Source organism: Nonomuraea bangladeshensis, assembly GCF_039529455.1.
GTDB classification, from domain to species: Bacteria; Actinomycetota; Actinomycetes; order Streptosporangiales; family Streptosporangiaceae; genus Nonomuraea; species Nonomuraea bangladeshensis.
In genome coordinates this window covers 1-796 of the sequence record NZ_BAAAMV010000043.1, presented here as the reverse complement: position 1 = coordinate 796, position 796 = coordinate 1, and the positions used below count along the sequence as shown (strand labels likewise).

Genomic DNA, 796 nt, shown 5'->3' with positions numbered 1-796 from the left:
GGGCGTGGCGGGTGCGTCAACGGCCGCTCCCCGGGGCGGGAACGGCGTGCTCGGCGTCGCGGCTGACCTGCTCCCAGGCGGCCCAGGTCGCCATCCGCTGCCGGGAGATGTCGAAGGCCAGGTCGTACACCATGCTGCCGAGCAGCAGCCGCAGCGGCGGGTCGTCGCTGTCGACCAGCTTCAGCAGCGCCTCGGCGGCCAGGCGCGGCTCGCTGTCGACCGAGCCCTCGGCCCACTGCTTCTCCAGCTCGGCGCGCAGGGATGCGTACTCCTCCTTCGGTGTGGCCATGGTCATGCTGGTGTAGAGGTCGGTCCAGTAGCCGCCGGGCTGGACGATGCTGAGCTTGACGCCGAACGACGCGGCCTCCATCGCCAGCGACTCGCTCATGCCCTCCAGCGCGAACTTGCTCGCGCTGTACATGCCGGTGCTGGGGAAGCCGCCGAGCGCGGCGATGCTGGAGATCTGCACGATGTGGCCGGACCGCTGGGCGCGCAGGTGCGGCAGGACGGCCTGGCAGACCCACATGGCGCCGAAGAAGTTGACGTCGAGCTGGGCGCGGGCCTCGGCCTCGGTGAACTCCTCGATCATGCCCGAGGACATGGTGCCGGCGTTGTTGACCACGATGTCGAGCCGGCCGAAGTGCTCGGCGGCGGTGTCCACGGCGGCGAACACGGCGGCGCGGTCGGTCACGTCCAGGGGGAGGACGAGCAGGCGGTCGGCGTACTGGCTGGGGAAGTCCTCCAGGGTGACGGTGCGGGCGGCGGCGGCCACCCGGTCGCCGCGCTCCAGCGCGGC

At 72.0% G+C, this 796-nt stretch carries 1 protein-coding gene; it reads right to left on the bottom strand.

The window, feature by feature from the left end; genetic code table 11:
- Positions 1 to 16: 16 nt before the first annotated feature.
- On the bottom strand, positions 17 to 796 hold a 780-nt coding region (locus ABD292_RS48850; protein ID WP_344220348.1), incomplete at its 5' end, for an SDR family oxidoreductase.